This window comes from Sphingosinicella sp. SM1-17 (assembly GCF_056821765.1).
Window position 1 is genome coordinate 1,039,880 of sequence record NZ_JBPDIO010000001.1, and the last position, 26,732, is coordinate 1,066,611.

General features: G+C 65.4%; 25 protein-coding genes and 2 tRNA genes. 12 read left to right on the top strand and 15 right to left on the bottom strand.

Annotated elements, in window-relative coordinates:
- Positions 1-125 precede the first annotated feature (125 nt).
- Positions 126-1,901 (top strand): single-stranded-DNA-specific exonuclease RecJ, encoded by a 1,776-nt coding sequence (recJ, locus tag ACRYLT_RS05280; RefSeq protein WP_482663058.1) that lies wholly within the window; start codon positions 126-128, stop codon positions 1,899-1,901.
- Positions 1,902-1,943: 42 nt separating this feature from the next.
- Positions 1,944-2,019: transfer RNA gene (locus tag ACRYLT_RS05285), tRNA-Glu, on the top strand.
- Between the two features lie 123 nt (positions 2,020-2,142).
- Here the strand turns inward: ACRYLT_RS05285 and ACRYLT_RS05290 are convergent.
- From ACRYLT_RS05290 to ACRYLT_RS05305, 4 genes are all read right to left on the bottom strand, one after another.
- Positions 2,143-2,649, bottom strand: coding sequence for a L,D-transpeptidase (locus tag ACRYLT_RS05290; protein ID WP_482663059.1), 507 nt, complete (start codon positions 2,647-2,649; stop codon positions 2,143-2,145).
- 314 nt (positions 2,650-2,963) lie between these two features.
- Entirely contained in the window at positions 2,964-3,695 is a 732-nt protein-coding gene (locus ACRYLT_RS05295; protein ID WP_482663060.1) for an extensin-like domain-containing protein, read from the bottom strand.
- A gap of 12 nt (positions 3,696-3,707) precedes the next feature.
- Positions 3,708-4,463 carry an NUDIX hydrolase gene (locus ACRYLT_RS05300; protein WP_482663061.1) on the bottom strand — a complete coding sequence of 252 codons (756 nt, stop codon included), beginning with the start codon at positions 4,461-4,463 and terminating at the stop codon, positions 3,708-3,710.
- Between the two features lie 408 nt (positions 4,464-4,871).
- Positions 4,872-4,962: transfer RNA gene (locus tag ACRYLT_RS05305), tRNA-Ser, on the bottom strand.
- A gap of 537 nt (positions 4,963-5,499) precedes the next feature.
- Here ACRYLT_RS05305 and ACRYLT_RS05310 point away from each other — a divergent pair.
- The 4 genes from ACRYLT_RS05310 to ACRYLT_RS05325 all read left to right on the top strand — a co-directional run bounded on the left by ACRYLT_RS05310 (position 5,500) and on the right by ACRYLT_RS05325 (position 14,007).
- A complete protein-coding gene (locus ACRYLT_RS05310; protein WP_482663062.1) occupies positions 5,500-8,004 on the top strand; it encodes a TonB-dependent receptor domain-containing protein in 2,505 nt (834 codons plus the stop codon).
- Positions 8,005-8,472: 468 nt separating this feature from the next.
- Positions 8,473-10,980, top strand: a complete 2,508-nt coding sequence (locus ACRYLT_RS05315; protein ID WP_482663063.1) for a TonB-dependent receptor — start codon at positions 8,473-8,475, stop codon at positions 10,978-10,980.
- 39 nt (positions 10,981-11,019) lie between these two features.
- Positions 11,020-12,861: a methyl-accepting chemotaxis protein gene (locus tag ACRYLT_RS05320; protein ID WP_482663064.1), complete on the top strand. Its 1,842-nt coding sequence runs from the start codon at positions 11,020-11,022 to the stop codon at positions 12,859-12,861.
- 111 nt (positions 12,862-12,972) lie between these two features.
- Positions 12,973-14,007 (top strand): DUF2332 domain-containing protein, encoded by a 1,035-nt coding sequence (locus tag ACRYLT_RS05325; protein ID WP_482663065.1) that lies wholly within the window; start codon positions 12,973-12,975, stop codon positions 14,005-14,007.
- A gap of 130 nt (positions 14,008-14,137) precedes the next feature.
- On the opposite strand, the gene ACRYLT_RS05330 is transcribed toward ACRYLT_RS05325, so the two are convergent.
- A complete protein-coding gene (locus ACRYLT_RS05330) occupies positions 14,138-14,425 on the bottom strand; it encodes a 4a-hydroxytetrahydrobiopterin dehydratase (protein WP_482663066.1) in 288 nt (95 codons plus the stop codon).
- A 147-nt stretch (positions 14,426-14,572) separates the two neighbouring features.
- On the opposite strand from ACRYLT_RS05330, the gene ACRYLT_RS05335 reads away from it, so the two are divergent.
- The 3 genes from ACRYLT_RS05335 to ACRYLT_RS05345 are packed head-to-tail and all read left to right on the top strand — an operon-like array spanning position 14,573 to position 16,172.
- Positions 14,573-14,974, top strand: coding sequence for a metallopeptidase family protein (locus tag ACRYLT_RS05335; RefSeq protein ID WP_482663067.1), 402 nt, complete (start codon positions 14,573-14,575; stop codon positions 14,972-14,974).
- A complete protein-coding gene (gene ccmA / locus ACRYLT_RS05340; RefSeq protein WP_482663068.1) occupies positions 14,971-15,534 on the top strand; it encodes a heme ABC exporter ATP-binding protein CcmA in 564 nt (187 codons plus the stop codon). Before ACRYLT_RS05335 ends, ccmA begins: the two co-directional genes overlap by 4 nt.
- On the top strand, positions 15,531-16,172 hold the full coding sequence (locus ACRYLT_RS05345) for a heme exporter protein CcmB (protein WP_482663069.1): 642 nt from the start codon (positions 15,531-15,533) through the stop codon (positions 16,170-16,172). Before ccmA ends, ACRYLT_RS05345 begins: the two co-directional genes overlap by 4 nt.
- A gap of 4 nt (positions 16,173-16,176) precedes the next feature.
- Here the strand turns inward: ACRYLT_RS05345 and ACRYLT_RS05350 are convergent, their stop codons facing one another.
- From ACRYLT_RS05350 to coxB, 10 genes are all read right to left on the bottom strand, one after another.
- Positions 16,177-17,043: a class I SAM-dependent methyltransferase gene (locus ACRYLT_RS05350; protein ID WP_482663070.1), complete on the bottom strand. Its 867-nt coding sequence runs from the start codon at positions 17,041-17,043 to the stop codon at positions 16,177-16,179.
- On the bottom strand, positions 17,040-18,263 hold the full coding sequence (locus tag ACRYLT_RS05355) for a M16 family metallopeptidase (protein WP_482663071.1): 1,224 nt from the start codon (positions 18,261-18,263) through the stop codon (positions 17,040-17,042). The genes ACRYLT_RS05350 and ACRYLT_RS05355 overlap by 4 nt, the downstream gene beginning before the upstream one ends.
- 22 nt (positions 18,264-18,285) lie before the next feature.
- Entirely contained in the window at positions 18,286-18,906 is a 621-nt protein-coding gene (locus ACRYLT_RS05360) for an SURF1 family cytochrome oxidase biogenesis protein (protein WP_482663072.1), read from the bottom strand.
- A complete protein-coding gene (locus ACRYLT_RS05365) occupies positions 18,903-19,271 on the bottom strand; it encodes a DUF983 domain-containing protein (protein WP_482663073.1) in 369 nt (122 codons plus the stop codon). The genes ACRYLT_RS05360 and ACRYLT_RS05365 overlap by 4 nt, the downstream gene beginning before the upstream one ends.
- A 33-nt stretch (positions 19,272-19,304) precedes the next feature.
- On the bottom strand, positions 19,305-20,129 hold the full coding sequence (locus ACRYLT_RS05370) for a cytochrome c oxidase subunit 3 (protein ID WP_482663074.1): 825 nt from the start codon (positions 20,127-20,129) through the stop codon (positions 19,305-19,307).
- 60 nt (positions 20,130-20,189) lie between these two features.
- Positions 20,190-20,732, bottom strand: coding sequence for a cytochrome c oxidase assembly protein (locus ACRYLT_RS05375; protein WP_482663075.1), 543 nt, complete (start codon positions 20,730-20,732; stop codon positions 20,190-20,192).
- Positions 20,729-20,863 (bottom strand): hypothetical protein, encoded by a 135-nt coding sequence (locus tag ACRYLT_RS05380; RefSeq protein WP_482663076.1) that lies wholly within the window; start codon positions 20,861-20,863, stop codon positions 20,729-20,731. Before ACRYLT_RS05380 ends, ACRYLT_RS05375 begins: the two co-directional genes overlap by 4 nt.
- The gene (locus ACRYLT_RS05385) at positions 20,860-21,771 is read right to left on the bottom strand and encodes a heme o synthase (RefSeq protein ID WP_482663077.1); all 912 of its coding nucleotides are present in this window, start codon (positions 21,769-21,771) and stop codon (positions 20,860-20,862) included. The genes ACRYLT_RS05380 and ACRYLT_RS05385 overlap by 4 nt, the downstream gene beginning before the upstream one ends.
- 93 nt (positions 21,772-21,864) lie before the next feature.
- On the bottom strand, positions 21,865-23,541 hold the full coding sequence (gene ctaD, locus ACRYLT_RS05390) for a cytochrome c oxidase subunit I (protein WP_482663078.1): 1,677 nt from the start codon (positions 23,539-23,541) through the stop codon (positions 21,865-21,867).
- A gap of 15 nt (positions 23,542-23,556) precedes the next feature.
- Entirely contained in the window at positions 23,557-24,705 is a 1,149-nt protein-coding gene (gene coxB, locus ACRYLT_RS05395; RefSeq protein ID WP_482663079.1) for a cytochrome c oxidase subunit II, read from the bottom strand.
- A 181-nt stretch (positions 24,706-24,886) separates the two neighbouring features.
- Here coxB and pyrE point away from each other — a divergent pair, with 181 nt between their 5' ends.
- The 3 genes from pyrE to acpS all read left to right on the top strand — a co-directional run bounded on the left by pyrE (position 24,887) and on the right by acpS (position 26,707).
- Entirely contained in the window at positions 24,887-25,471 is a 585-nt protein-coding gene (gene pyrE / locus ACRYLT_RS05400; RefSeq protein ID WP_482663080.1) for an orotate phosphoribosyltransferase, read from the top strand.
- Positions 25,468-26,199: a pyridoxine 5'-phosphate synthase gene (locus tag ACRYLT_RS05405; protein ID WP_482663081.1), complete on the top strand. Its 732-nt coding sequence runs from the start codon at positions 25,468-25,470 to the stop codon at positions 26,197-26,199. Before pyrE ends, ACRYLT_RS05405 begins: the two co-directional genes overlap by 4 nt.
- 100 nt (positions 26,200-26,299) lie before the next feature.
- Positions 26,300-26,707 carry a holo-ACP synthase gene (gene acpS, locus ACRYLT_RS05410; protein WP_482663082.1) on the top strand — a complete coding sequence of 136 codons (408 nt, stop codon included), beginning with the start codon at positions 26,300-26,302 and terminating at the stop codon, positions 26,705-26,707.
- The last annotated feature ends 25 nt before the right edge of the window (positions 26,708-26,732 follow it).

The following is a 26,732-nucleotide window of genomic DNA, read 5'->3' on the forward strand; positions in this document are numbered from 1 at the left end:
AGCCGGCGGCCGTGAAGCGAAGGCTCATGACCGTGGTTAGCACCGCTTAAGCCATAAAGCCGTGGATAGCTTGCAAAGGAGGGATTCACGAGGCCGCACCCATGCCTTAGGCTTGGCGCGTGCTGATGACCCCTTCCCATGTCTGCGGCGTGTCGCGATCGATCCTGGGCCAGCCCTGGCGCTGGCGCGGACAGTCGGGCGAAGGGCTCGACATCGGATTCCAGCCGGACGATCTGGTTGATCAGCTGCTGCTCGCCCGCGGAGTCGCTCGACACGAGCTCGAGCGGCACCGGCAGCCGACGCTGCGCAACTTCATGCCCGACCCGTCGGCTTTCCGCGACATGGACAGGGCCGCGGCTCGACTCGCGGACTGTGTTGAGGCGCGCGAGCCGGTCACCGTTTTCGGCGACTATGACGTCGATGGGGCGACTTCGGCCGCTTTGCTGGTGCGGCTGCTGCGCCAGCTCGGCTGCGATCCGCAGGCCTATATCCCCGACCGGCTGATGGAAGGCTATGGTCCGTCGGGCGAAGCGCTGGTTCGGATCGCCAAAGGGGGATCAAGACTGATCGTCACCGTCGATTGCGGTGCCCAGGCCTTCGAAGCTCTCGCCATGGCGAGGACGGCCGGGGTCGACGTGATCGTCGTCGATCACCACAAATGTTCGAGCCAGCTCCCGCAAGCCTATGCCATCGTCAATCCGAACCGGCTCGACGAAGAAGAGGAGGCTGCCGCGCACGGCCACCTGGCCGCCGTCGGAGTCGCTTTCCTGCTCGGTGCGGCCCTGCTTCGCGAGCTTCGCAAGCGGGGATTCTTCGGCGGGCGCGAGGAGCCCCGGCTGATCGAACTGCTCGATCTGGTGGCGCTTGGTACCGTCGCCGACGTGGCCCAGCTGCGCGGGCTCAATCGCGCCTTCGTCGCTCAGGGGCTCAAGGTGATGGCGGCTCGCCGCAACGTCGGTCTGTCGGCGCTCGCCGATGCCGCTCGGCTCAACCGCACGCCGACCTGTGCCGATCTCGGTTTCGCGCTCGGTCCTCGAATCAATGCAGGCGGACGAGTGGGCAGGTCCGATCTCGGGGTTCGACTGCTGACCACCGAAGATCCTTCGGAAGCCGAAGCGCTGGCCGCCGAACTCGACCGGCTCAACGAGGAGCGGCGAGCCATTGAAATGGCAGTCTGCGCGGCGGCCGAAGAATCCTGCCGGTCGCAGGCCAATCGCTCGGTCGCGCTGGTCGCCGGGGCTGGGTGGCATCCCGGGGTGATCGGAATCGTCGCCGGGCGACTGAAGGAGAAACTGCACAAGCCGGCCATCGTCGTGGCTCTGGACTCCGATGGCATCGGCAAGGGCTCGGGTCGATCGATCTCCGGAGTGGACCTCGGCGCTGCAGTGATCGCGGCGAAGGAAAGCGGGTTGCTGATCGCCGGAGGGGGCCATTCGATGGCGGCCGGCCTGACGGTGGCGGTGGACAAGATCGACGCACTCGCCGATTTTCTCGAGGAGCGCCTGGCTCCGGATATTGCGACCAGCCGCGAAGGCCGAGCGCTTCTCCTCGACGCGGTGCTCTCGCCCGGCGGAGTGTGCGCGGCCTTGTGCGACGCGCTCGATTCGGGCGGTCCCTACGGGGCAGGCTGGCCGTCGCCGCATGTCGCTGCCGGGCCGGTTTCGATCGTCAAGGCGGATATCGTCGGTAGCGGCCATTTGCGGGTGATCGCTGCCGGCGACGATGGCCGCCGCCTGAAGGCGATCGCCTTCCGAATGGCGGACGGCCCGCTTGCCGAGGCCCTCCTTTCCGCTCCGGCCCACCGCAAACTGTGGCTGGCCGGTCGGATCAGGCGCGACGAATGGAACGGAAATGCGAGCGCCGAGCTGCACCTGGAAGACGCCGCCTGGGCCGGTGCTTGACCCTGCGGTCCGCACACCCTAAGTCGCGGCGTCGCGCTTCACGGCCCCATCGTCTAGCGGTCTAGGACGTCGCCCTTTCACGGCGAAAACACGGGTTCGAGTCCCGTTGGGGTCACCATCTCACCATTGTTGGGGGCAGCACCGAACGCCTTTGACGGTTTGTCGGTCGCGAATCACGACGAATCTGCCGCTAGCCTCCGGCTCGAACGGCTGTCAGCTCATCGAACTTGAACCTGGTCGGTTATTCGCGCAGCTCGAGCGGGATCTCCTGCTCAAGCGGGATCTGGTATTCCTCGCTGCGATTTCGAGTCATCTGTTGGAACCAGGATCGTCCCTCCCAAGCGCCGCCAGCCTTCAGGAGCATCTCGGCGAGCGCCACCACATGCTCGTTGGCAACGCGGATCGAGCCGTGTGAAACGGCTTTGCCCAAGGAATCGAGATTGTCGGTCCCGTGTATGGTGTAAGGCATGGAATAGACGAGACGGGCGCGTCCCATTGGGTTCTGGGGATGGCCAGGCGGCCTTGTCTGGCGGTCCTCGGCCCATTCACTGTCTGGCGGCACCCACCGAGGATTCAGGTCGACGCGATGGAAGGCGAAGTTGCCGGTGGGAGTGGGGTTTTGCTCCGTGCCGACGGCGACATCATAGGTTCCGGCAAGTTCGCCGCCGCGATACACTCGAAGCTTTCGCTCGCTCTGGTCGACGAGGAAACGCAGGCCCTGCATCTCGGACTGGCCTTGCCGGCGCATATTCGCCCGCTCCGATTCACTTCCCTGCGACTCCGCCAACTCGCGTGCCCGAGACTCCGATTGTGGGTCTGACTGCGCCTGCCGGTTAGACGCCGCCTGTCCAGCGACCGGAGCCATCTGATTCGAGCTACTACGGTTTTCGTTTCGCTCGTCGCTGATGGTGACGTCACATCCCGCGGCGCCGAGCAGCGCGCAGCCTGCCATCAGAAGCCGTCCAAAGGCCAATCTCGCTCTCCTTCACCGATGCCAACCCAAAGCTTCCGCTTTCGTTGCGTGCAATTGGCTCCTTTTCGGGTCGAGCTAGCTGATCGCCTTCAGCGGCATCCACGCCAGCCGAAGGTGCCCCGCTGCGCCTGGTCGAAATGAAAATGGTCGCGATGAGCTGCGTTATAGGCAGGTGAGAGCACAGTCGCGAAAAGCCTGCAGGCGCCGTCGCGCACTTCGCGCAGGAACAGGGCCTTCGCATCTTGGCCGTCCCAGTCACGAAGGACGCTGATCCGAGTCCCGTCCTCCAGCCGAAAACCTGCGATGTCCACTGCATTGGCGGTGGCATGCTCGCTCCAGGCGCCTTCGTCGCGGCCGTAGAGCCGTCGGCAGCTATAGCTACCGAGATGCTCTATGGCCTCCACTTCTTGGCCGAGGTGACGCCGGGCCGCAGGCTGCACGACGTGCCACTCCCACAGGGCAAGTGCCGCGGCGACGGCGCAGTTCGTCCCCAGCCTGCCGGGCCGGTAGCTGATCTGTTGGGCTCCACCGGGTGCGAAGCGCACTGCATGGTCGTAGCCACACTGCTCTCCGGCCGAGCGTGGCGGAAGCGATTCGAACCGTACCCCCGCCTGCTCCAGCAGAGCGTGACATTGCTCCCCTTCGTCAGCGAGGTCGGCGAGTTTGCGACCGGTGAAAGCGCCGATCGGCTGAGTCAGGTCGAGCGGAGTCCATGGCATGTCCTGCGGATACGTGCGGCTGTAGCCGTATAGCAGCAGCCCCGCGAGGCCGAGCAGCCCCAGCACCAGCAAGCTCGTCACCAAGCGGCGGACGCGTCTCATAACCCCACAACGCTATTGCCGCCTCGCGGTCTCCAAAGGTTCGGACGTTATCGGATAGCCGATCCCTTCGGGAATGCAGACATGCGGCTTGCCGTCTCGATCCTCGACCCAAGGGGTGATCGTCCGAACCGGATGCAAGGCGGCGTCGGCTCGGGCTTCCTCGATGGACGCGAATCGGGCGAGTCGTTCGAGATTGCGCCGGGTGGGAAAAATGGCGTGAGCCCGTCCCGAATCGAGATCCGAAAGTATCTCGGCCGCGCTCGCCCAGAAAACGCGCACCGCCTCGGCCTCGCTCACCGTCGGCTCGGGCGAATCCGGTGGCGCTTCGGCAAGGAAGAACAAGGTGTCGAACCGCCGGGTCTCACGAAAGTTGGGGCACCAGCGCGCGAACGGAGTGAGCGCGTCCAGATCGAGGGACAGATGCTCCTCCTGGAGCAGATCGGAAAAAGCGCGGCCCGAAGCTATCCCCTCCCGAACCCTGTCGATGAGCCGCGCCCTCGGCCGAGGGCTGGTAGCGGGAGCGATGCCGGTTTCTTCGATCGTCTCGCGGATCGCAGCAATGCGCGCTGCGGCGTCGGCGACCGCTGGAAAGCGGGACGCGAGCACGTCATCGTCGCGGTCGATCCTGCCTCCTGGAAAGACCAGAGCGCCCGCGGCAAAGGCCATGTGCCCCGTCCGCTCCATGATCAGAAGCTCGGGCGCGCCGCCGGCTCCGGGTCGCATCATCACCAGTGTGGCGGCAGGAACAGGCTCGGGCAGATCGGACATCAATCACTCATTCGCAACAGCGTGAGAGGGTGGAACTCGAACTCCTCCGTCCGACCCTGAGTTGCAACCGGCTTTCAGCCATGACTGCTGCACGTGGTGCTCGCCGAGCGAAGAGCCAGCAGAAACAGACAGTAGATCCTGCCCCTTCTCGCCGCTTGGCCTCGGCGGAGACCGCTGTCGCCCAAGCGCTCGCCGAGGGCAAGTCGCCGGCCGCGATTGCCGAAGCGCGGCAGCGGTCGCTCGCCACGGTTCGATCGAAGATCAAGGTCATCAAGGACAAGCTGGATCGCCGCAGAGCGAGCGAAATCGCTCCACTGGTCGCGTCGATCCCAGGCCGCCGACTACCGGTAGCTGGAGGGGGCGGCCTCTCGAGCAGTTGGCGAGGGCGCGAGGCGCTCGGCAGTCAGGTGGCGGAGCGGGAGGGATTCGAACCCTCGATACGGTTTTGCCGTATACTCACTTTCCAGGCGAGCGCCTTCGACCACTCGGCCACCGCTCCGCATCGAACCCGATCGTCCGCCATGAAGCGGCGGCGTGGATCGGATTTGCAACCAAGTCACCCTGGAAGTGCGCTCATCTAGTGAGCGCCGCCGCGGAGAGCAAGCTGCTCGATCCGCGGACTTCTCGCCGGTCATCAGCATTGCCCTTTGGTCGAGCCGCCCTCGCCGCCCCAACGGACATCCCGAATCCCGTGTCGTACAGGTGGCTCATCTCAGCACGGCGAAGCAGATCGCAACCAGGCTTCCAAGTGCCATGCCGGCTCAGACTCGTCGGCGTGATCGACGCATCCACCTGGTGGGGGGAGATGTCCGAGCAGGCGAACCCGACCATCGCCCGGCATCGCCTCCGTTCGTCGTAGCGGCGCCTCCTCCGTGAGCCGCCCCTCTGCATTCTCTTGTCCAACGGCCGAAGCGAACAGATCGCGTTAGTCGAGCATTAACCATCTCGGCTCCGAATTATTTCGCGCAGCCGGCAAGGCCCTGTCCCGCCAACCCTATAATGGTCGTGAAAAACCAACAACTTCCAGGGACCTCCGATGCCTCGCGCTTATCTCCTCCTTGCCGCCGCCCCGATCGCAATTGCCGCTCCCGCTGCCGCCGAAACCCTTGCCGTCACCGCCGCAACCGCTGCATCGGCGGAAGCGACAACGACCGACTCCGCTCAAACTCCGGCGCAGCGGGATGTCGTCACCACCGGCGTGGCCCGCGGCCGCGACCGGCTCGACATGGCGATCTCGACCAGCTCGCTCGACAATGTCGAGATCCTGAAGCTCGCGCCGCGCTCCGTCTCCGATCTGCTGCGCGCGATCCCAGGAATTCGCTCGGAAGCCGGGACCGGGGTCGGCGGTGCCAGCATTTCGATCAGGGGCCTGCCGATCTCGTCAAGCGGCAACAAGTTCGTGCAGCTTCAGGAGGACGGCCTTCCCGTCCTCGAGTTCGGCGACATCGCCTTCGCCAGCTCGGACAGCTTCATCCGCGCCGATCTCAACATCGTCCAGGTGGAGACGATCCGCGGCGGCTCAGCCTCCACCTTCGCATCCAACTCGCCCGGCGGAGTGATCAACTTCAAGTCTCGGACCGGCGAGACAGAAGGCGGCGCCGTGCAGACCACATTCGGCATCGACTATGAGGAATATCGCGTCGACTTCGCTTATGGAGCGCCGATCAACGACGGACTGCGCTTCCATATCGGCGGCTTCTACCGCAGCGGCGAAGGCCCCCGCCGCACCGGCTACGATGCCTATCAGGGCGGTCAGGTCAAGCTCAACGTGACCCAGGAGTTCGACGGCGGCTATATCCGCGTTTACGGGAAGGTCCTGGACGACCGCACTCCGGCCTACGATCAGGTGCCGGTCCGGGTGACCGGGACCAATGCCGATCCCTCGTTCGAGGCGGTTCCCGGGTTCGACATCAACGGCGACACCCTGCTGTCCCGTTATTTCACCACCAATCTGACGCTGGACGGCGAGAACAACCTCGCCCGCAACGACGTTCGCGACGGGCAGCACGTCCAGGTGAACGCAATCGGCCTGGAGGCGCAGTTCAACGTCGCCGGCTGGACGGTCACCGAGCGTTTCCGGTACGCGGACAATTCCAAGCACAATCTCGGCGTTGGCTATCCGACAATCCTTCCGGCGGCCATGCTCGCCATGGGCTTCGGAGGACCAGGCGCCACCCTGCGCTATGCGACCGGCCCACTTGCGGGCCAGAGGATCACCGATCCGTCGTCGCTCAACGGCAATGGCCTGCTCGCGAGCCTGCTCGTCACCGACACGAACGTCCACGGTCTCGACAACGTCAACAACGACCTGCGAATCAGCCGGGTCTGGAATGTGGGCGACGCGGCCTTGACCACCACAGTGGGCAGCTACAATTCGCGGCAGTCGATCGACTCCGACTGGACCTGGACCAACGTGATCACGGAGATCCGCGGCGACGGCGAGGCCGCTCTGGTCGACATCATCCGTGCCGACGGCGTTCCGGTGACCCTGGACGGCTTCTACGCCTTCAACGTCGCGCGTCGGGGCGGTGCCTATCGTCGGGGCTTCCGGCTCGACTATGCCATCAACGCCCCGTTCGCCTCTCTGAACTACCATATCGGCAACCTCGTGCTCGGCGGCAGCGTCCGCTATGATTTCGGCCAGGCCAGCGGCTCCATCTTCGGATCGGACCTGGGCGGCGGTCGCGTCGGCTCCATCGAGCGGGACATGAATGGTGACGGAATCATCTCGGGGGCGGAGCGTCATGTCGGCGTGTTCCCGCTCACCCGGCCCGCGCCCGTCGATTACGACTTCGGCTACCTGTCCTATTCCGGAGGCATCAACTACCGTATCGCAGAGCCGCTCGCCGTGTTCGGACGCTACAGCCGTGGCGGCCGGGTCAATTCCGACCGTATCCTTTTCGGCCCGATCGTCAGCTCGGCGGACGGCAGCATCTTGATCGACGGCGCCGATGTGGACTTCGTCGATCAGGCCGAGATCGGCGTGAAATATCGCACATCGAACCTGACGCTGAACCTGACCGGCTTCTGGGCGAAGACCGAGGACACGAACCTCAGCACCACCAATGGCGAGCCTTTCCTCCGGGAATATGAGGCCAAGGGTTTCGAATTCGAGGGCGGCTATCGGCACGGGCCGTTCAGCCTGACGGCCGGCGCGACCTACACCGATGCCGAGATCGTCGACGACCAGCTAAGGCCCCAATTGATCGGAAATACGCCGCGTCATCAGGCCAAGTTCATCTTTCAGGCCACGCCGCAGTTCACAACCGATCGGTTCAGCGTCGGCGCCGTGTTCATCGGCACGACCGGCAGCTTTGCGCAGGATACCAATCAGCTGAGGATGCCAGGCTACGTCACGACCAACGCCTTCGTACAAGTTCGGCCGACCGAAAGCCTGCTGCTGTCGCTGAACGCCAACAACCTCTTCGACGTGGTGGCGCTCACCGCGATCAACGATGCGGCAATCCCGGCGACAGGAATTGTCGGGGCTTATCCGCTCAACGGACGCACGATCTCGGCAAGCGCGCGGTTCAACTTCTGATGCGATCCTCGCGGCCGGACTACCCAAGTGGTCCGGCCCCGGCGCGCGGAGCCCTCGGTATGATCTGACTCGCCGTGCCGAGGTGAGTGGTCCGCAACCTGTACGACGTTGAAGGAATTCTCTTGCGATGGCGAGCGCGGCAGCGAACTCCGCTTGACCTAAGGCTTGGTCAGGCGAGGCGGTTCCGATGCTTCGCCGGCGCCGGGAACGTCGGTCCACCCGAACCTGCGATCAGTTCGCGCGCACCGTGGCCGGGCCTTCGCAGAGATCGCTAAACGTCGGTGATGTTTGAATTGATGCGGTCTGGCGGTTCGGCGGGCTGCGCGATCAAGCCAGGAAGGATCGCCGCCAGCCCAGTTAATCAGCGTTAACCATCACGGCCCCGAAATTATTCCGTTGAGCCGGCCACGCCCTGTTCCGCCAATCCTATAATGGACGTGAAAAACCAATAATTTCCAGGGACCTCCGATGCCTCGCGCTTATCTCCTCCTTGCCGCCGCCCCGATCGCAATTGCCGCTCCCGCTGCCGCCGAAACCCTTGCCGTCACCGCCGCAACCGCTGCATCGGCGGAAGCGACAACGACCGACTCCGCTCAAACTCCGGCGCAGCGGGATGTCGTCACCACCGGCGTGGCCCGCGGCCGCGACCGGCTCGACATGGCGATCTCGACCAGCTCGCTCGACAATGTCGAGATCCTGAAGCTCGCGCCGCGCTCGGTCGCCGACCTCTTGCGCGCCATTCCCGGCATCCGCGCGGAAGGATCGCTCGGCGAAGGCGGCGCCGCCATCTCCATCCGCGGACTGCCGATCGCGTCCAGCGGTACCAAGTTCGTCCAGCTCCAGGAGGACGGCTTGCCCGTCCTCGAATTCGGCGACATCGTGCCGATCAGCCCCGACAGCTTCATTCGTCCCGACCTGACGCTCGCTCAGGTCGAGACCATCCGTGGCGGCTCGGCCTCGACCTTTGCGTCCAACTCCCCCGGCGGCGTGATCAATTTCCAGTCGCGAACCGGCACTCAGCAGGGCGGAGCGGTACAGGCGAGCGTCGGCCTGGACTATGGAGAGTATCGCACCGACTTTGAATATGGCGCGCCGATCAACGACGGGCTACGCTTCCACATCGGGGGATTCTACCGGCAGGGCGAAGGCCCGCGCAACACCGGCTACGATGCCTACCGCGGCGGCCAGATCAAGCTCAACGTCACCCAGCAGTTCGACGGCGGCTATATTCGCTTCTACGGCAAGTATCTCGACGACCGTACGCCGGCCTATGATGTCGCGCTGATGCGCCTGAGTGGCACCGACGAGAACCCGGTGTTCGAGAATATCCCGAACTTCGACGCCAACAGCGACACTTGGTACTCTCGCTACCACCGCCTCAGCCTGGTGCTGGACGGCGACAACAATGTTTCCGCCAACGACATGCGCGACGGCCAGCACGCTCAGATGATGTCGGTTGGCCTGGAGGCGCAGTTCGAACTCGCCGGCTGGACCGTCACCGAGCGGTTCCGCTACTCGGACATGTCCAACCACTTCATCACCAGCCTTGCGCCGATCGCGCTACCGGCGGGCGCCTGGGCCTTCATTTTCGGCGGTCCGGGGGCACGGCTGAGCTACGCCAACGGTCCGTTGGCCGGACAGACGATCACCAATCCGGCCGAGATCGGCGGCAACGGCCTGCTGGCCTGGCTGACCTTCTGGGACTTCAACCTCCACGGGCTGGACAATATCACGAACGATCTGCGCATCAGCCGGGTGTGGGAAATCGGCGGCGGCGACCTGACGACCACCGTCGGCTTCTACAATTCGCGCCAGCAGATAGCCGCCAACTGGCGATCCACGTCGGTATTCTCGGAAGTCCGCGGCGATGGCGAAGCGGCGCTGATCGACATCACTCGCGCCAACGGGACGCGAGTCACCGAAGACGGCATCTATTCCTACGACTTCAGCCTAGCCGGCGGCAACTTCGCGCGGAACTACGACGTAAACTACGGGATCAATGCGCCCTTCGGCTCGCTGAACTATCATATCGGCAAGCTCGTTATCGGCGGAAGCGTCCGCTACGATACCGGCCATGCCGAGGGGTCGATCTTCGGCGCGGCGCTGGGCGGCGGCCGCGTCGGCATGATCTCCCGCGACATGAATGGCGACGGCGTCATCTCCAACCCGGAAACGCGGGTCGGAACGGTGCCGCTGACCCGCCCGGCGCCGGTCGATTATGATTGGCGCTACCTCTCCTATTCGGTGGGGGTCAACTACCGCATCGCGGAGCCGCTGGCAGTCTTCGCCCGCTATAGCCGGGGCGGCCGCGCCAATGCCGACCGGATCCTGTTCACGCCGATCGTCAATTCGGTCGACGGTAGCCTGGTAGACGAGGACGGCGCGGTGGATTTCGTTCGACAGGCCGAGGCCGGCGTCAAGTTCCGCAGGACCAACCTGACCCTGAACCTGACCGGCTTTTGGGCGAGGACCGAGGACACCAACGTCGACAATACGAGCGGGCGCCGGATCTCGCGGGAATATGAAGCGATGGGTCTGGAGTTCGAGGGCGCCTATCGCTGGGGTCCGCTCGGCATCAGCGCCGGTGCGACCTTCACCGACGCCGAGATTGTCGCCGACACCGTCAACCCGGCCGTGGTCGGCAATACGCCCCGGCACCAGGCCGACCTGATCTTCCAGGTGACGCCGCAATATTCGAACGAGTGGATGAGCGTCGGCGCGACGTTCATCGGCACCACCGAGAGCTATGGTCAGGACGTCAACGAACTGAGGCAGCCGGGTTACGTCACCACCAACGCCTTCGTTCAGTTCCGGCCGACGGACCGGCTCCTGCTGTCGCTAAATGCCAACAACCTCTTCGACGTGCTCGCGTTCGTGGCCGTCGACACGGCCTCGATCGCGACATCCGGCGGCCTCGCCAGAGTGCGTCCGCTCAACGGTCGGACCGTCTCGGCAACGGCGCGGTTCAGCTTCTGACCGGGCGCAACCCTCCATCCATGAATCAAGGCGAATAAGATGCTGAGGGCATTGAACATCCCCCGCAAGCTGGGCCTGTCCTTTCTTGCGATCTGCGCTTCCGCCGCGATCATCATGATCGTGTTCTACGTGAATATCACGTCGATCCGCAGCTCGACCGAAAGCAACAATTTCAGCCAGTCCGTCTACGCCAAGGCGCTGACGCTGGAGACCTCGATCCTGCGCCAGAACAGTCAGTTCCGCGGCTTTCTGGTCACTGGCGACGAGACTTATCTCGGCTCCTACTTCGAGGCGCGCGACGAATATGACAGCACCTCGGCCGAGCTGGAGTCCATGCTGACCGACCCGGCCCAGCGCGAGCTGGTGAAGCTGTCGCGCCGCGAGACTCTCGACTGGCGCCGCAATTGGGGAGACCGGCTGATCGCCTGGACTCGCCAAGGCCGACGTGAGGCTGCCCAGGCCGCGGTACGAGCCGCCGGATCGGCCGTCCTGGTCAGCAAGCCGGTGTTGCCGCTGCGGGAACTCCGCCAGACCCAGACCGAAATGATCGAGGAGAATTCGGAGCGACAGGAGAGGGCTATCTCCACCGCCATGACGACCCTCTTCATCGGCGGCATCCTGCTGATCGGAATCGCTATCGCCCTGGCGGTGCTGCTCAGCCGGATCATTGCCCGCCCGATCAGCGGACTCACCCGCAGCATGACCGAGTTGGCGGCCGGCAAGAACGACACCGATGTTCCCGACGTCGATCGCAGAGACGAGCTCGGCGACATGGCCCGCGCCGTTCTCGTCTTCCGCGATGCTGCTGTAGCCAAGCAGGCCGCCGAGGCGGCCAAGGAGAGGGCCGAGGCCGATCAGAAGATGGTGGTCGACACCGTCTCGACCCACCTGTCGGAACTCGCCGAAGGTAATCTGACCGCCGAAATCAGCCGCAACTTCCCGTCCGATTACGCCGCGGTGAAGACGAACTTCAACGGGGCCATCGCCGCGCTGAGGGAGCTGATCGGCTCCGTCATGGAATCGACTTCCATGATTGGAACCGGATCGAACGAGATCGCCCAAGCCTCCGAAGACTTGGCCCGCAGGACCGAGGCCAATGCCGCCAGCCTTGAACAAACCTCGGCGGCGGTCACGCAGATGGACGAGCGCCTGAAGGCGACCGCCGCTGCGGCGAGGCGAACCGTCGAGCGGGCCGACGGAGCGATCGCGACCGTTACCCAGGGCCGCACGGTCGCCGACGAGGCGGTCGAGGCGATGGGCCGGGTGTCGGAAAGCGCGAAGGGCATCGACAGCGTCATCGAGGGTCTCGACAAGATTGCCTTCCAAACACGTGTGCTGGCGATGAATGCTGCCGTCGAAGCGGGCCGTGCCGGCGAGGCGGGGCGCGGCTTCGCAGTCGTCGCCGACCTCGTTTCGGCGCTGGCAATGCGCTCGGAGGAGGAGGCCGCGAGGGCCCGGGACCAGCTCACCGCCACTCAGACCGACATCGGTGCAGCCGTGGAGATGGTGCAGAAGGTCGATGGAGCGCTCGCCAATATTTCGGGCGACGTCGGTGAAGTGCATGAACTGCTTGCCCGAATCGCGCAGGACAATCTGGCGCAATCCACCGCGATCACGCAGATCAGCACGGCGATCGGCACCATGGACCAGGCGACCCAGCAGAACGCCGCAATGGTCGAGCAGACATCGGCCGCCGCGCGCAATCTTGCCAGCGAGGTCGGTGGCCTGACCGAGCAGGCCCGCCAGTTCAATGTGGGTTCCAAGCCGGCATCGAGATCGCCCGCTCGCGTGGCCGCTCCCGCCAGGGAGCGATCGAACCGCGCGCCGTCCTCTCGAACGCACGTGACGGCCGACGCGGGCGACGGCTGGGGACGATTTTGATCGATGGGCGTTCGGCGGCCACTCTGCGGGCCTGGTTTGCCGGACCCCCAGTCAGCGTATCGCCCGCACGGCCGCGATCCACTCACCGCGGCTGGGGCGAACCGGAGGAACATGACTGAATTTCGTGGCACCCGTGGAGAACTTTCGCGCCAAGCGAAAGTCGCCCGGACACTCGGATCGCCCTTCGTCGCGGCAGTTCTCGAGGCAGGCGAACGCCATCTCGCCCAGGCGCCGCGCACGGCGGCGTTGATCGCATCGTGGCCCGGTGATCCCTCCGCGGCAGCCTTGGCGATGCGATTCAATGCCGCCATTCATGCGCTTGCCCGTCGCGGCCGGCCGCCCAAGCTCCGTTCTCTCTACAGGCGTCGCCACGAAGATTTCGACGGCGCTGTCGGAGCGGCCATGGCGGCCGAGGACGAATTCATTGCCGCGTGGATGCGTGATCCGCCGCAGACCAACGAGGTCAGTCGGGCGGCGGCGATCCGGGCGGCGCTCATGGTGGCGTGGCGCTCGACCCGTTTGCCCTATGAACTGATCGAACTCGGCTCGAGCGCTGGGCTCAACCTCAATCTCGATCGTTACGCCTATGATCTGGGCGGTCTGGCGACAGGGGCGCTCGGCTCGCCCGTGCAGATTGCGCCGGAATGGCGAGGTCCCCCGCCGCCCGATGCGCCTGTGGACATCCTGGCCGCCCGCGGCGTTGATCTTCACCCGCTCGACGCCTGCGACGAAGCCACGCGTGAGCGGCTGCTTTCCTTCGTCTTCGCCGACCAGCCGGCTCGCTCGGAGCGCCTTCGGCAGGCGCTGGCGCTCGCGCAGCGCCATCCGCCACGCGTCGAACGCGCCGATGCCGTCTCCTGGCTGGCGGAGCAGTTGCGCGCGCCCCAGACTGCCGGACGGTGTCGGGCCGTCTTTCATTCCATGATGATGCAGTATCTCGGCGACGAGGACCGCCGGGCGGTTGACCACATGATCGCAGCGGCCGGTTCGCGCGCCAGTACGGAGCGACCGCTGATCCGGATCGGGTTCGAATGGGCGCCCGGACGGACGGAAGTCCAGCTATGGCTTACTTGCTGGCCGGGCGGTGAGCCGCTTCATCTCGCGACCTGCCATCCTTATGGGGCTTGGATCGACTGGCGAGGATAGGACAGGACCCTTCCGAGCGGATCGGCCCGGGATCAGAGACTCTCGTCGGTAATCCGCATCGCTCTCCTGTCGCTCCCCTCGGAACCGGAATCGGCTTCATTATGCCATTTTCAAAGGGCCAATGCAGGCCTTAGTCGACGATCTCGTCCAACCGCCGCGCCAGCGCCAAATCCTTCTCCGTGACTCCGCCGGCGCTATGCGTTGAGAGCAGAATATCGACCCTATTCCAGACATTGGCCCAGTCGGGGTGGTGGTCGGCCTTTTCGGCCTCAAGCGCGACTCGGGTCATGAAAGCGAAAGCTTCACCGAAATCGCGGAAGCGGAAGCTTCTGGCGATGCCGTTCCGCTGAGCATCATATTGCCAGCCGGACAGCGTTCGGAGTGCTTCCTCCCGCTCGACTGCTGATAGCAAGGTCACCCTTTCCTCCTGCGGCTGCCGGTTGACTTGCCCGACATGGCGGCGCTTTGCGGCTCGGCTCACCTGCCGAAAGCGCCGAAGAGATCATATCCAGAGCGTCGACGGCGCCTCTTCCGCCCTAGGCCTGCCCACTTTATGGCCCGTCTCATGGGCAGGGGTCAAACCTACGCGCCGGATGCGGCGGCGATCGAGCGGCTCGCCGAGCAGGCGATCGCGGGTCTGCCCGATCAGTTCAGGGTCCACCTTCGCGATGTCGTCCTGCGAATCGAGGAGTTTGCCGACGAGGAGGTGCTGAAGGAACTCGGCATCGAGAACGAGTTCGAGCTCTCCGGCCTCTATAGCGGCCGCTCGCTCGACAAGTCGTCGAGCTGGGCATCGGGCGAGCTGCCGCCGATGATCCACCTTTACCGACGCCCGCTGCTCGACGAATGGGTCGAGACGGGGGTGAGCCTCGAAGAATTGATCACCCATGTGATCGTCCATGAGGTCGGGCACCATTTCGGATTTTCCGACGAGCAAATGCACGCCATCGAGGAGCAGGCGGATTGAGCCAGCGGCTCCGTCTGGAAGGCCTTACCGGCCGGCGTGGGGGGCGAATGCTGTTCCAAGGCTTCAGCCTTGTCCTGAGCGCGGGCGAGGCGGCGGTGCTGACCGGGCCCAATGGCGTCGGCAAATCCAGCCTTCTTCGAATTGCCGCCGGTCTGCTGAATCCGGCAGCCGGATCGGTCGAGCGGGACCGCTGCGCTCTGGCTGACGAAAATGCCGCGCTGGACGAACGCCGGCCGCTTGCCGATTCGCTGGGCTTCTGGGCCGGCCTGGACGGAGGATCGCTCGAACCAGCGCTCGAGCGGATGGGACTGGCTCATCTCGCCCCGGTGCCTGTGCGGATGCTTTCGACCGGCCAACGCAAGCGTGCCGTGCTGGCGCGGGTGGTCGCGAGCGGAGCACCGCTCTGGCTTCTCGACGAGCCCGGAAACGGGCTCGACTCGGAAGGACAGCAGAGGCTCGCGGTCGCGATGGCGGCGCACAGGGCCGAGGGCGGAGCGATCCTCGCTGCGACCCACCAGCCTCTGGGGCTGGAAGACGTCCGGACGGTGACGTTGGGATGATCGCCCTGATCCTGCGCGAGTTGAGGATCGCCACTTCGGGAGGAACGGCGCTCCTTCCGTTGATCTTCTTCCTGCTGGTGGCCACACTTTTCCCGTTCGCGGTGGGACCCGACGGTCCGCTGCTTGCCCGGACCGGAGGCGGTGCCCTCTGGATGGCCGCCCTGCTCGCGGCTCTTCTGCCGGTGGACCGGCTTGTCGAGCCCGACCGGGCCGCGGGTGTGCTCGACCAGCTCGCCGTTCGCGGGATCAGCGAGGAATCGGTCGTGCTGGCCAAGCTCGCCGGTCACTGGCTCAGCTTCGGACCGCCGCTCATGATCGCCGCCATCCCGGCCGCGGCCTTGATGAAGCTGCCGCAGGAGGTCCTGCTCCGGCTGGAACTCGGGCTGCTGGTCGGCACGCCCGGCCTCGCCGGGCTCACCCTCGGCGTAGCCGCGCTTACCGCCGGGCTCAGGCGCAGTGGCGCTCTGGCCGGCCTGCTGATGCTTCCGCTTGCCGTCCCGTTGCTGATCTTCGGGGCCGGGCTGGTCGAACGCGGCAACGACACCGGCGCGCTTCAGCTGCTGGGTGCCGTCTCGCTTCTGCTCGTCGCTGGCGTGCCCTTTGCCGCCGGAGCGGCGATCCGGGCGAGCCGCGACTAGCGACTCAGTCCCGGCTCCACCTCGCGAAAATGGCTGTCGGCAGCAGCAGGCGACGGGCTTCCTCGCGAACCGCCATGTCGCCGCATTCGATCCGCCCGCCAAGATCCCCGAGCGCCTGGTTGAGCAGCTCGCCGATCGCAAGCGCGGACATACGGACGGCGTAGACGGTGAGGACGAGGAAGCGGCTGTCCGAATCGAGCAGCTGACGGCAGTCGGCGATCAGGCCCGGAAGATCTTCCTCCAGACGCCACACCTCGCCGTTCGGACCTCGCCCATATTTGGGCGGGTCGAGGATGATTCCGTCATAGCGTCGGGCGCGGCGAACCTCGCGCGCGACGAACTTGCCCGCGTCGTCGACCAGCCAGCGTATCGGTCGCTCCGCCATCCCCGACAGACCGGCATTGGCCTTGCCCGCTTCCACCGACTTCCTGGAGGCGTCGACATGGACGAGCCGAGCGCCGGTCGCGGCCATCGCGAGCGTGCCGACGCCGGTATAGCCGAACAGGTTGAGCGCTTCGGTCCCTTCGCCCAGCCGTTCGCGCATCCATTGCCATTGCGGCGCCATGTCGGGGAAAAAGGCGAGGTGGCGGAATGGCGTGCACTGGGCCCGATACCGGACCTCCTCCCAGCCGAGCTCCCAGCCGTCGCTCGGAACCGGCCGGGAGAACTGCCATCGTCCGCCGCCCTCCTCGTCCGAACCGGGCACGAACTCGCCATCCGCTTCCCAGGCATCCGCCGCGGGCGCCCACATGGCCTGCGGTTCGGGTCGGACGAAGCGATAGCGCCCATAGCGCTCGAGCTTGCGGCCATGTCCGGAGTCGACGAGGCCGTAATCGCCCCACGGCTCGGCGACGAGCGTCGAAAGTCTCACGCCGCCCGGACGGCTGGCACGCCGATCGTCGCGCTCGCGCGCGGCCCGGCGAGGATCCGCGTGGCGACGGCCCTGACCTGGTCGAGAGTCACGGCCTCATACTCCCGAACCACCTCGGCGGGATCGACAAGTCGTCCGTGGACCGAGAGCTGGCGAGCGACGTAAGCGGCCTGGCCCCAGCTCGATTCCAGCGACATCAGAAGCCCGGCCTTCGCCTGCGCGACCGCCCGGTCGAGCTCGCGCTGGGTGACGGTCTCGGCAGCATCGGCGACGACATCGGCGACGAGCGCGGCCGCTGCTGCGGCCTGCCGGCGCGCCGTGGCGGCATAAAGGTAGAAGGTGCCGCTGTCGCGGCAGGGAAGCAGCGAGGACCAGACCGAATAAGCGAGGCCCCGTTCCTCGCGAACGGCCTGAAAGAGCCGAGAGGATGCGCCATTGCCGAGAATGTCGGAAAACAGCCGCGCTGGATAATGGTCCGGATCGAGCAAGGCGGGCGCCGGATAGGCGAGGGCGATATGGGCCTGATCGGCCCGTACCGGGCCGCTGCGCATACCGCCGGCAAATCGCGCGGGTTCGGCGGCGGCGATCCTGCCGCAGGGCAGTTCGGCGAATCGTTGCTCGGCCAGCGCCACCAGTTCCTCATGGTCGACCTTGCCGGCGGCGACGAGAAACAGGCTTTCGGCTCGAAACTGGTTCTCCCGCCAGGCTTGGAGATCGTCGACTCCGATCGCCGCAATGCTGGCTTCGCTGCCGAGGATGGAGCGGCCGAGCGGCTGATCCGGATAGGCTGCTTCCCAGAGGTGATCGAAGATGATGTCGGACGGCGTGTCGCGCGCTTCGCCCAGTTCCTGGAGTACGACCTCCTTCTCCCGGACCAGCTCCGCCGAGTCGAAATGGGGCCGGAGCAGCATGTCGGACAGGATTTCGAGGCCGAGCGGAAGATGTTCGGCCAAAAGCGAGGCGGTGAAGCTCGTTCCTTCGCGCTCGGTGCAGGCGTTGAGATCCCCGCCGACATCCTCGATCGCTTCGCTGATTTCCCGCGCAGAGCGGCCGCCGGCGCCCTTGAAGACCATATGTTCGAACAGATGGGCGATGCCGTTGAGGGGCGTCGGTTCGTGGCGCGAGCCTGCATCGGCGTAGAGGCCGACGGCGACGGTTTCGAGCCCGGCCATGGACCGGCTGGCGACGGATAGTCCGTTGGAAAGTCGGGTGAGGCGCATCATCGAGCCCGGATGTAGGAGCTCAGCGCTCCGGCGGCAAATCCGCGCCTCGCCGGCGGAGTGCGAGAAGATAGATGACCAGCGCTGCCGCCGCGAAGAAGAACCACTGGAAGGCATAGCCGATATGGTTGTTGGGAATCTCCCCGATCGACGGTGCGGCGCTTGGTCGCAAAGGTGGCGCGGCGACGGCGCTGGTCAGGATGATCGGCTGCCCTTCCTCGACCATCCCCAGGGTTCCGGCGATCGTTCCGGAGAGCGCGAGCCGGCGGTCGCCGTCCGGCATGGCGCTCCAACCGGCATTGACGGTGAGTCGGCCTGCCAGGCCGGAAGCTCCAGGCCGGCAGGGGAGGAAATAGCTGTAGCCCCCCTGGCCCTCGCGGCTTCGACCCCCGCGCAGCTGCGGTTGGACATTGTCGGCGCGGCAGGTGACGAGGACCTTGCGGAAGGCGAGCGGTGCCAGATTGTCGGGCGGGTCGGCGAGGAGGGGATCGAGATCGACGGCCGGCTGCGCCGCCGCCGCCGCATAGTCGGCGAGCAATCGCTCCTTCCAGGCGGCGCGCTGGAGCTGCCAGATCCCGAGCGCGATCATCGTCGCGACGGCGGCGAGGACGACGATCGTCGGAAAGACGGGAAGCCGCTTCATTCTTCGTCCCTCATTCGGGCCTCGTGCGCACGATGGCGCCACTCGAGCGCAAGCAGAAGGCCCTTGGCGAACCGCAACGAAAGGATGACGGCAAGACTCGTCAGTGGCAGCCAGAGCAGGACGTGCAGCCACCAGGGCGGCTCTGCGGTCAGCTCCAGTCCAATGGCCAGAGCGGTGATGAGGCCGCCCACGATCAGGGTGAGGAAGGCCGCAGGTCCGTCGCCGACATTGAAGGCTTGAAAGTCGAGTTCACAACGCCGGCAGTTCGGTTCGAAGGTGGCGAGCCCGGAGAAGAGCGTCCGGTTGCCGCAGCGGGGACATAGGCCCTGAAGCGCGACCAGGATGGGAGAGGGGGATGAAGACATCGGGCCGGACATGGGGGTCCGGCCCGTCATTGCCTAGTGAATGTCGGCGCCCCAGCCGCCCCAGATGTAGATGCACAGGAACAGGAACAGCCAGACCACGTCGACGAAATGCCAGTACCAGGCGGCGGCTTCGAAGCCGAAATGCTGACGCTGGGTGAAGTGGCCCTTATAGGCCCGGACGAGGCAGACGATCAGGAAGATCGTTCCGATCGCCACGTGAGCGCCGTGGAAGCCGGTCGCCATCATGAAAGTCGAACCGTAAATGTTCGCTTCCGGTCCGACGAAGAGGAACGGCGCGTGGGCATATTCATAGATCTGGACGGCGGTGAACAACAGGCCGAGGCCGACCGTCGCCCACAGGCCCTTGATCAGTCCGTCCCGGTCGCCGTTGATCAGGGCGTGGTGCGCCCAGGTCACCGTGGTTCCCGAGCAGAGCAGGACCAGGGTGTTGAACAGCGGCCAACCGAAGGGATCCAGAACCTCGGTTCCTGCCGGCGGCCAGGTGCCGCCGACCGCGTCGATTTCCGACGGGAACAGGGCCGCGTTGAAATAGGCCCAGAACCAGGCAACGAAGAACATCACCTCGGAGGCGATGAACAGGATCATTCCATAACGCAGGTGAAGCTGCACGATCGGCGTGTGATCGCCCGCATGCGCCTCGCGGATCACGTCCGACCACCAGCTGAACATGGTGAAGATGACCCCGATCACGCCCAGCCCGAACAGATAAGGGCCGTAGGCATAATCGTGCATCCACATCACGAGCCCGCCGAAGAGGACCAGCGCCGACATCGAGCCGACGAACGGCCACGCACTCGGCGGCAGGATGTGATAGGGATGGTTCTTCGCTCCGGCCATTCTTCGTCCCTGTTCCCTTGGCTTCACCCGGCCTGCGCCAGGTGAGGATGTTGCGCCCCTCTAACTTCCGTTCCCCGGCTGGTCCACCGGGTAAAAGGTGTAGGAAAGCGTGATCTCGCTGATGTTGCGGGCGTTCGGATCGTCCAGCATCTTCGGGTCCACGAAGAAGACCACGGGCATGCTGATTTCCTGCCCCGGCTCCAGCCTTTGCTCGGTGAAGCAGAAGCACTGGATCTTGTTGAAATACTGGCCCGCCTGGCTTGGGGTGACGTTGAAGGTGGCGGTTCCGACGACCGGCCGGTCCGAAACGTTGCGGGCGGTGTAGAGTGCGATGTTCCGCGCTCCGACCGCCACCCGGCGGCTGGTATCGACCGGCTCGAAATCCCAGCCCAGAGCAGGCGAGGTGTTGGCGTCGAAGCGCACGCTGATCATCCGGCCCACCGCACCGGGCGCTTCGCCGCCGACCGCCATCTGGGTGGTCCCGCCGAAGCCGGTCACCTGGCAGAAGATCCGGTAGAGCGGAACGCTGGCGAACGCCATTCCGGTCATCCCCGCGACGAGGACGAAGCCCAGCAGCGCCGTCCGAAGCTTGCGGTCCTTCATAGCGCACCGATCCGGGCGATGGTGATGAAGTAGAGCAGCACGACGAAGGCGCCGAGCGCAAGGGCGACGACAAGCGCCCGCGAACGCTGACGCCGGCGAACTTCCCTGGTGACCGGATCGTCCGGAGTCATGCCAACAATGCCTTGTCTGCGACCAGCACTCCGAAGAGCGCGAACAGGTAGAGGATCGAAAAGGCGAACAGCCGCTTTTCCGGAGCCATGCCTTCGGGGGTGACGGCCTTGTTTCGAAGCACCTGGAGCGAAAGCAGAAGGAAGAGCGCGCTGAGTGCCGTTGCCGCTGCCCCATAAAGGGGCCCCGTCAGCCCGAGCGCCCAGGGTGCGATCGCCACGGCGGCCATCGGCAGAGTGTAGAGCAGGATCTGGATCCGGGTCGCCCGTTCGCCGGCAACGACCGGAAGCATCGGCACGCCCGCTTTCGCATAGTCGGAGCGTACGAAAAGCGAGAGCGCCCAGAAATGCGGCGGGGTCCACAGGAAGATCAGGCCGAAGAGGAGCAGCGGGAGCATGTCCGCCTGGCCGGTGGCTGCGGCCCAGCCGATCAACGGTGGAAAGGCCCCGGCAGCGCCGCCGATGACGATATTCTGGGGGGTTCGGCGCTTCAGCCAGATCGTGTAGACGAAAACGTAGAAGAGGATCGAAAGGGCGAGTACGCCGGCCGCGAACCAATTCGTGGCCAGTCCCATCAGAAGGACGGAGAAGACCCCGAGTCCGACGCCGAAGTGAAGCGCCGAATCACGCTCCATCCGGCCGGCCGGCAGCGGACGCCCGGCGGTCCGCTTCATCATCGAATCGAGATCGGCTTCGTACCATTGGTTCAGCGCTGCCGCCGCTCCAGCGCCGAGGGCGATGCACAGCACGGCGGTGAAGGCGAGCACCGGATGAAGCGAAACGGGTGCGGCAAGCATTCCGCACAGTCCGGTGAACACGACGAGACTCATCACCCGCGGCTTGGTGAGGGCCACGAAATCCCGCCAGTCGGCAGGAAGCGCCTGGGCTTGAGTCTGCGTCAGCGTTGCCACTTCAAATCACTCTCATGCTGAACTCGGTTCAGCAGCCTTTTCTCCGCCCTGCAGCTCGACGGCGGTGCCGGGGTCGATCGGCGGCGAGCGCCGTCAATCGACCTTCGGCAGGGTCTCGAACTGGTGGAACGGCGGCGGGCTCGAAAGCGTCCATTCGAGCGTCGTCGCCCCTTCGCCCCACGGATTGGCAGGAGCCTTCTTGCCCGCAGCCAGCGAGACGATGATGTTGAGGAAGAAGAAGCCCATCCCCGCGATCACGCCGTAGAAGCCGTAGGTGGCGATCTCGTTCCAGCCCGAATAGGCGTCCGTATAATCCGGCACGCGGCGCTGGAAGCCGTCCATTCCCAGGAAGTGCATCGGGAAGAACAGCACGTTCACGCCGACGAAAAAGGTCCAGAAATGGAGCTGCCCGAGCAGCTCGTTGTACATCTTCCCGAACATCTTGCCGAACCAGTAGTACCAGCCGGCGAAGAGCGAGAAGACCGCTCCGAGCGACAGCACGTAGTGGAAGTGCGCGACCACATAGTAGGTGTCGTGCATGTAGGTGTCGACGCCCGCATTGGCGAGAACGACGCCGGTGACTCCGCCGACGGTGAACATGAAGATGAAGCCGAGCGCCCAGAGCATCGGAGTCTGGAAGGTCAGCGAACCGCCCCACATGGTCGCGATCCAGGAGAAGATCTTGATGCCGGTCGGCACCGCGATCACCATGGTCGCAGCCGTGAAGTACATCTTGGTGTTCACGTCCATGCCGACGGTGAACATGTGGTGCGCCCACACGACGAACCCGATGACGCCGATCGCCACCATGGCATAGGCCATGCCGAGATAGCCGAACACCGGCTTGCGGCTGAACGTCGCGACGATGTGGCTGATCATTCCAAAGCCCGGAAGGATCATGATGTACACTTCGGGGTGGCCGAAGAACCAGAACAGGTGCTGGTAGAGAACGGGGTCGCCGCCACCGGCCGGATCGAAGAAGTGCGTCCCGAAATTGCGGTCGGTGAGCAGCATGGTGATCGCTCCGGCGAGCACCGGAAGCGCGAGCAGCAGAAGGAAGGCGGTGACCAGCACCGACCAGACGAACAGCGGCATCTTGTGGAGCGTCATGCCCGGAGCGCGCATGTTGAAGATGGTGGTGATGAAATTGATCGCGCCGAGGATCGAGCTGGCGCCGGCGAGATGGAGAGCGAAGATCGCCATGTCGACGGCGGGACCGGTCGCGCCGGTCGTCGAAAGCGTCGCATAAGCGGTCCAGCCGATGCCTGCGCCATTGCCGGTGCCGCCGGGCACGAAGGCCGAACCGAGCAGCATGATGAAGGCGGGAGGCAGAAGCCAGAAGGAGATGTTGTTCATGCGCGGGAACGCCATGTCCGGCGCACCGATCATCAGCGGAACGAACCAGTTGCCGAAGCCCCCGATCATTGCCGGCATGACCATGAAGAAGACCATGATCAGGCCGTGGGCCGTGATCAGCACGTTCCACATGTGCAGGCCTTCGTCGAAGCTTGCGCTTCCGCCGAGCATTCCGGCCCAGGATTCGAGATACTGGACTCCCGGCTCCGCCAGCTCCCAGCGCATCAGGCCGGAAATGCCGCCGCCGATGATCCCCGCGATGATCGCGAAGATCAGGTAGAGCGTGCCGATATCCTTGTGGTTGGTCGACATGAACCAGCGGGCGAAGAAGCCCGGCTTGTGGTCCGCATCGTCATGCGCGTGCGCAGCCTCGGCGGTCTCGAAATGGACGGCATTAGCGGTTGTGTCGGTCATGAGGTTCGGCCGCCTTTACTCGGTCTGGGTGCTCACGCGCGGCAAGGCCGGCGCGGCGGTGTTGGATTCGATGGTTCCGGTCGGGGCCGGAGTCGTCTGGGTAGGATCCTCGGCCGAAAGGCCCGGCTGCGCAGCCGGAGCCGCCGCTGCGGCCGCCGCCGGACCAGCGCTCGGCATGGTTCCGCCCTTGGAAGCGATCCAGGCGGCGAACTGGTCGGCCGGGAGCACTTCGACGGCAATCGGCATGTAGCCGTGGCGGGCGCCGCACAGCTCATAGCAGACGCCGTAATAGATGCCGGGGCGATCGGTCCGGAACCAGGTCTCGTTCAGGCGCCCCGGGACGGCGTCGATCTTGGTCCAGAAGGCGGGAACGCCCCAGGCATGGATGACGTCGTTGGAGGTGACGATCAGCTTCACCGTGGCTCCGGCCGGAACCACCATCCGTTCATCGACGGCAAGCTGACGAGGCTCCCCGCGGGCGCGGGCGTCCTCGTCGGAAAGCATGTTGGACACCAGTTCGATGCCGTGATCCGGATATTCGTAGGTCCAGTACCACTGGTTGCCGACGACCTTGATGGTGAGGTCGGCCTGAGGTGGCGAATATTGGTTCGACAGAAGCCGGATCGACGGCACGGCGATGACGACGAGGATCAGCACCGGAACCAGAGTCCAGACGACCTCGAGCACGGTGTTGTGGGTGGTCCGCGACGGCTTCGGATTGGCGCTCCGACGATAGCGGATGATGACCCAGAGAAGCAGCACCAGGACGAACAGGGTAATGACGGTGATCGCCGGCATCAGGATCCAATTGTGGAACCAGGCGCCTTCTTCGCCAATCGGCGTGAACTGGTCCTGCAGGGCCGCACGGCCGTCGGGCTGTCCAACCCCGACTTCGGCTCGGCTGGGGCTGGCGAAGGTCGTCGCCTGCGCGACGGTCGAGTCGCTGGGGCGCTCTCCGCCAGTCGCGAGCGGCGGCACGCTGCTCTCCTGCGGCTGGGCCGGGCTGGCCTGCGAAGCGGCGCTGATCGCGTCGATCGGCGGAGCGCTGGGCTGCGCGACGGGCTGGTCCGGAGCAGGCGCAGCCGGTCCGGTTTGAGCCAAGGCGGCGGCCGGCGCCAAGCCGAAGGCGGCAGCAACGGCGAAGAGCTTGAATAGAGTCTTCATCTAATCCCCTGTGAACCGCCTGGGACAGCGGCTGGATTCGCGCGCCGGGGGGCGCCTAGCGCGCGCTATATAGGCAGCGTGCCTGTGTCTCTCAAGCATGTTGGCGTTACGGTACAGAAGCTTGAAGGAAGGGCTGCGCTTCCCTATTCCTGCCCTGCTCCCGATCCTTTCAGGAAATGCGATGACCGAAGAGGAAGTCCTGGCCGAATTCCGCGCCGCCGGCGCTCTGCTGGAGGGCCATTTCATCCTCTCGTCGGGCCTTCACAGCCCCCGCTATCTTCAGTGCGCACGGGTGCTGATGGACCCGATGCGTGCCTCGCGCCTGGCCTCGGCGCTCGCGGCGGCGCTGCCGCGCGACCTTCGATCGCAGATCGAGATCGTCGTCTCGCCTGCGATGGGCGGGGTCATCATCGGCCATGAAATGGGTCGGGCTCTCGGGGTCGAGGCAATCTTCCTGGAGCGGCCGACCGGCACCTTCGAGCTCCGCCGCGGCTTTTCCCTCGCTTCCGGTCAGAAGGTCCTGCTCGTCGAAGACGTGGTAACGACGGGGCTATCCTCGCGCGAAGCGATGCAGTCGGTTCGGGCGGCGGGCGGGGAGGTGGTCGCGGCTGCGGCCCTGGTCGATCGATCCGCCGGTGAAGCCGATCTGGGGGTGCCCTTCTTTCCGCTCGTTCAGCTCAGAGTCCCTAGCTATCCGGCCGAGCAGCTTCCGCCTGAGCTTGCCGCCCTCCCCGCGGAAAAGCCCGGGAGCCGCAAGGCCGCGTGAGCCGGAAACTCCGCCTCGGCGTCAATATCGACCATGTCGCGACGATCCGGAACGCGCGGGGCGGCGATCATCCCGATCCCGTCCGCGCCGCCTTTGCCGCGGCCGCAGCCGGCGCGGACGGGATCACGGCTCATCTGCGCGAGGATCGCCGCCACATCACCGACTCCGACATCCACCGGCTGATGGACCAGCTCGAAATCCCTCTGAACCTGGAAATGGCGGCAACGGAGGAGATGCTTGAGATCGCTCTGCGGCATCGCCCCCATGCCGCCTGCATCGTGCCGGAGAAGCGCGAGGAGCGAACGACGGAAGGCGGCCTCGACGCCGCCGGCCAGCGCGACCTGCTTGCCGGCTTCATCGATCGGCTCGGGGCGGCGAATATCCGAGTCAGCCTGTTCATCGAACCTGATCCAGCCCAGGTCGAGGCCGCAATCCACCTCGGCGCTCCGGTGGTCGAGTTCCACACCGGCCGATTCGCCCATGTCGGGGACGAGGAGCGTGCCGAGGAACTGAAGCGGATCGCCAATTGCGCCGCGCTCGCCGCCAAGAACGGGATCGAGCCCCATGCCGGCCACGGACTGAGCTTCGACAATGTCGCTCCGATCGCCGCCATTCCGCAGCTCGCGGAGCTCAACATCGGCCATTTCCTGATCGGCGAGGCCATTTTCACGGGGCTCGAAGCCAGCATCCGGCGGATGCGCGCGCTGATGGACGAGGCACGGGGATGAGGTGGGTTCCTTGTCTCGTGAGCAGCGGTCAGAGCGCCGGCTTGTCGACGCGCGGCACTCCTGTGTGCTCCGCCCGCGGCCGGTGGCGGGACTCTGACTCATGATCATCGGCCTCGGCTCCGACCTGTGCAACATCGAGCGGATCCAGAACTCTCTCGACCGGTTCGGCGAGCGATTCGTCGCCCGAGTCTTCACCGAAGCCGAGCGCGCGAAGGCGGAAGGACGGCCGTTCACCCGCGCCGGCACCTATGCGAAGCGCTTCGCCGCCAAGGAGGCCTTTTCCAAAGCGGTCGGGACGGGGTTCAAGCGGGGCGTGTACATGCGCGACATCGGCGTGGTGAACAAACCCTCCGGAGAGCCGACGCTCGAGCTCACTGGCGGCGCCCGGGAAAGGCTTGACGCATTGACGCCGCCGGGCCACGCCGCCCAGGTTCATCTGACGATGACCGACGATCACCCCTTTGCGCTGGCGGTCGTCATCATCACCGCCATACCCGAGGAGCAATAGATCTTGACCGACAGCGACCGCAGCA